The sequence below is a fragment of the Desulfobacterium sp. N47 genome, from assembly GCF_051233685.1.
Lineage (GTDB): Bacteria > Desulfobacterota > Desulfobacteria > Desulfobacterales > RPRI01 > RPRI01.
The window spans coordinates 1-4,010 of record NZ_JBAMMY010000116.1; the positions used below are offsets into that span (position 1 = coordinate 1).

The 4,010-nt window shown below is 38.9% G+C and carries 7 protein-coding genes; 1 reads left to right on the forward strand and 6 read right to left on the reverse strand.

Annotation, left to right across the window (positions count from 1 at the left end; translation table 11 throughout):
* Positions 1 to 137: 137 nt before the first annotated feature.
* The 6 genes from VXK47_RS06965 to VXK47_RS06990 all read right to left on the reverse strand — a co-directional run bounded on the left by VXK47_RS06965 (position 138) and on the right by VXK47_RS06990 (position 2,905).
* Positions 138 to 275 carry a PIN domain-containing protein gene (locus VXK47_RS06965; protein WP_435548049.1) on the reverse strand — a complete coding sequence of 46 codons (138 nt, stop codon included), beginning with the start codon at positions 273 to 275 and terminating at the stop codon, positions 138 to 140.
* Positions 272 to 538 (reverse strand): AbrB/MazE/SpoVT family DNA-binding domain-containing protein, encoded by a 267-nt coding sequence (locus VXK47_RS06970; protein ID WP_435548050.1) that lies wholly within the window; start codon positions 536 to 538, stop codon positions 272 to 274. Before VXK47_RS06970 ends, VXK47_RS06965 begins: the two co-directional genes overlap by 4 nt.
* 620 nt (positions 539 to 1,158) lie before the next feature.
* Complete coding sequence (locus VXK47_RS06975) at positions 1,159 to 1,356, reverse strand: hypothetical protein (protein WP_435548055.1); 198 nt, start codon at positions 1,354 to 1,356, stop codon at positions 1,159 to 1,161.
* 160 nt (positions 1,357 to 1,516) lie between these two features.
* Positions 1,517 to 2,077, reverse strand: a complete 561-nt coding sequence (locus VXK47_RS06980; protein WP_435548051.1) for a nucleotidyl transferase AbiEii/AbiGii toxin family protein — start codon at positions 2,075 to 2,077, stop codon at positions 1,517 to 1,519.
* The gene (locus VXK47_RS06985; RefSeq protein WP_435548052.1) at positions 2,059 to 2,280 is read right to left on the reverse strand and encodes a hypothetical protein; all 222 of its coding nucleotides are present in this window, start codon (positions 2,278 to 2,280) and stop codon (positions 2,059 to 2,061) included. Before VXK47_RS06985 ends, VXK47_RS06980 begins: the two co-directional genes overlap by 19 nt.
* Before the next feature lie 379 nt (positions 2,281 to 2,659).
* On the reverse strand, positions 2,660 to 2,905 hold the full coding sequence (locus VXK47_RS06990) for a CopG family antitoxin (protein WP_435548053.1): 246 nt from the start codon (positions 2,903 to 2,905) through the stop codon (positions 2,660 to 2,662).
* A 681-nt stretch (positions 2,906 to 3,586) separates the two neighbouring features.
* Between VXK47_RS06990 and VXK47_RS06995 the strand changes: the two genes are divergently transcribed.
* Positions 3,587 to 3,838: a type II toxin-antitoxin system Phd/YefM family antitoxin gene (locus VXK47_RS06995; RefSeq protein ID WP_435548054.1), complete on the forward strand. Its 252-nt coding sequence runs from the start codon at positions 3,587 to 3,589 to the stop codon at positions 3,836 to 3,838.
* Positions 3,839 to 4,010 lie beyond the last annotated feature (172 nt).

A 4,010-nucleotide genomic window follows, 5' to 3' on the forward strand; every position in this document is an offset into this window, starting at 1 on the left:
GGCTGGTGTGCATTCGAGATGCCATCTCAGATTTGGTGATATGTTTAGATTTCATCACGTTATCCAACTGCCGTGCAATGATTCGTTTAAAAGCTGCTGCAGTGACCTCTTCGTGAATTCCCTCTTTTTGAAGGAACTCATTTGTATTCATCGAGAATTTGTTGTGAAAGTACAATTTGTAAGTTCTTGTTTCCCCATGCTTTAAGAATTTTTGATGGAGGGCCGCTGAAAAAAATTCCTGATATGATTACATTCGTATCAAGGATAACTCTCATTTCTTTTTATTCCGTACCCTTAAAATGGCATCGCCGATATCAGACTTTTTAATTCCGGCCTGTTTACCTTTTTCTCTGGCTTCAGTTATAAGATCGCCAACCTCGCCAAATGATGGCGGCTCAATATTTTTCAGAATTATAACATCCTTTTCCCCAACAACCACGAATTGAGTTCCAGCCTTTAAGTTTAATTGTTTTCTAATATTTTCAGGGATAACGACCTGCCCTTTCGATGTCATTTTTGTTGTTGCAATATTAGCCATAATAATCCTCCATTTGGTTGATAAATCTTACTGGTAAGAATATATGGTAGCGAAAGCCAAAAAGCAAGGAAAAGATAAACCGGATTTATGAGTTGGCGGAGAAAAGCGGTTTGAAGGGGCCTGAGCTCAGGAGTCAGGAAAAGAAAGATGTAGGGGCTGGTTCATAACCCGCCCATATAAAGTTGAAAGAAGAAGGTTTAAGGTTCAAGGACAAGATAAAAAAATAGCTCATAAGTTGATGAGTTCATAAGTTGATAAGGGGAAAGGAAGGTTAAAGGATAAAGGTGAAAGGTTCAAGGACAAGATAAAAAAATAGCTCATAAGTTGATGAGTTCATAAGTTGATAAGGGGAAAGGAAGGTTAAAGGATAAAGGTGAAAGGTTCAAGGGGAAAGGTGAAAAAACAGCTCATAAGCTCGTAAGTTCATGAGTTGATAAGGGAAATAAGGCTCAAGGATAAAGGTGAAAGGTTCAAGGGGAAAGATTAAAAATGCAGCTCATAAGTTCGTGAGTTGGTGAGTTGATAAGGGGAAAGGAAGGTTGAAGGTGTAGGGGCGTATTGCGATACGTCCGTATTTTTCTCACAGAGTACACAGAGTCGCAGAGTATTTTTAGACAGGATTAACAGGATGGACAGGATTTTTGCCTGACGGCCGGATGCCGGACAGGCAATGAGAGATTTTCATGAACACGAAAAGGGATCCACTCTTCTAAAATTTCCCTAAGTTCCTCTCGACAGTTTTCAAGCGTTTTCGCATTTGCGTAAACGCCATTGCATTCCGAAATTTCGCCATAATAGCTGCCATCATCGGGCAGAATTTAATATTTTGCATGGTGAAGCGCCGCCGGAATATACTTTAATAACATGATAACCTCCAACGACAATTTATAAGGTTCAATTAGAATCTGACAGAAGATGGAAGAAGGGTTCAAGGATTCGAGGATTCTATGATTCGAGGGGAAAAAAGGGAAAAGCGGTTTACGGTTTACAGTATGCAGCTATTTTCCTGAAGCTGTCTAAAAAAATTTTTTCATCGGTTGAGGCATCGAAGTCTTTCAGCCATTTTTCTATGTAGTTGATATCTATGGCTGGATTTTTCATAACTACTGAACGCACATCTTCGATATCTCTTGGCCGTCCTGCAAAAATTTTATGGATAATGAGATCCTCAACCGAGGCGAAACAAACATTCTGATTCAGAATTTTTATTTTTTTTGCTCTTCGGATTGCCCGGGATTCATAGGGAGAAAAAGAAAATATAAAGTCTACCCGGATGCCTGTTGTCTCATCCGAAGTGGGTAAAACCATGGTCTGACGGACAAAGGCTGATATATCTTCCGGAAGAGGTTTGAGAAAAAGATGTTGTACTATAGCAAGAATATTTTCGAGTCTATCTATATTGACGCCAAGAGTGATATCGATATCGCGGGTAAGGCGGGGCTCACCGTACAATAGAACAGCTTGCCCACCGATTATCATATATGGGATTTCAGCTTTTTCAAGACAAGCGCCTATGCGGGCTATGGTTTCGTCAAACATGTATTTAAAATCCGGGCCATTCGAATATCAACCTCGATACCTGCCATTGGGTCAACAGGTGGAAACACCCCAAGCATTATGCCTTCTTTCCACATAGCAGTAAAGAGTTTCAGAGATTTCTCATATGGAAGAACGCCCTGACTTCTGATAAAGTCAGATTCAAATTTTCTAAGTATTTCCGTATTATTGATCATAATTAGCATATATCAGATCCTTTCAGGAATGTCACGCGATAATCGATAAAAAAACGATTGCCGGTTTTGTAAGAAATTTCCTTAGTAAGGGAGACGTTTACAAATAAAGTCATATTCGAAAACGTCTGCAAGTGTTCTCGGTACAACGCATTGATTCACCGAGGTTTTATTAGACAGGATTAACAGGATGGACAGGATGTTTTGCCTGCCGGCCGGATACCGGACAGGCAATGAGGCATCGCCTATGTTCGCAGGCTAAAAAAATCTCTCACAGAGTACACAGAGTCTCAGAGTTTTTTCATAAAGTTATGAGTGGAAAGCGGTTGTCAGTTTGTGGTTTACAGATAACAGTCAACCGAGAACAGAAACCGGCGTGTTTATTCTTACACTATGCTTCAGCTTTTTCGCGCAACCATTCATTAATCAGAACATCCTCGGTTATATGTAATTTTCGTGCCTTCTTCCGGATCTTGGAATATATGTTCATATCCAGCCCGACATATTTTTTCTTTACGAGATTAAATTTAATATCTCTTACTTCCTGAACATCATCAAATTCGGTAAAGTCATGTTCATCCCAGAAAGCCGATGCTTGATAAATAGACATATCTTCTATCTTTTTACTTTTTTTCATATCTTTTTCTTTCTTTCCTGTTCATATCCCGCGCTGTAATGATCAAAACCTTATTATTCAATTTCTTAATGAAAAATATCGATAAATAACGGCCTTGTTTTGTTTGCCCCAGTGCGTTATACAAATGTTAAAGGTGAAAGATAAAAAACAGCTCATGAGTTCGTGAGTTCATGAGTTGGTGAGGGGAAAGAAAGGTGCAAGGGGCAAGGTTAAAGGTGCAAGGATAAAGAAAAAAACAGCTCATAAGTTCGTGAGTTCATGAGTTGGTGAGGGGAAAGCAAGTTTATCGACAATGCTGTCAAGCCATACTATGTCATCTATCAAAGTTGATTCCCCATCTATTAAACCGGATCAATCTGCATTGCAGTCCATATTGATGCCGGGCGAAGTCTCTGTATACTTGATAAATCAATATATGGAAACTAAAGCCAAAAAGCAAGACTTAATAAAGAAATCACCAGGGTAACCGCATTTGGAATTAATACACCGTTTAATAGTTTTTTAAACATCAAAACCGGCATAACGGTTTGTGGATTTTTACATAACCATCAAAGAATATGTTAAATCCAAATGCGGTTACCCTGTTGTCAGATAAAAAGCCGATTGACATTCGCATTTGTTTTAGATACAATATGTACAAAACGTACTATTTGGCAATAATTAGATGGAAGGATGTTTTTCATGTTAAAAAAAATAACAACAGCTGATGCGAGGAAAAAATTTGCAGATATTATTAATCGGGTAGCGTATGGAGATGAATCCTTTGTTCTGACCAGGCGAGGGGAATCTATAGCTGCTCTGGTTTCAATGAAAGAACTGAAATTATTGCAGGAAATCGAGGATAAAATTGATATTGAAGATGCATGGAAAGCTAAAAGCGAGCCCGGTGAGCCTACCCCCTGGGAAGATTTGAAAAAAGAACTTGAAATTTGAAGTACAGGATAAAGGTCAAGCAATCTGCTGCAAAAGCGCTTAAAAAGATAGGTTAAAGGATAAAGGTGAAAAAACAGCTCATGAGTTCGTGAGTTGATGAGGGAAAAGAAAGGTGCAAGGGGCAAGGTTAAAGGTGCGAGGATAAAGAAAAAAACAGCTCATGAGTTCATAA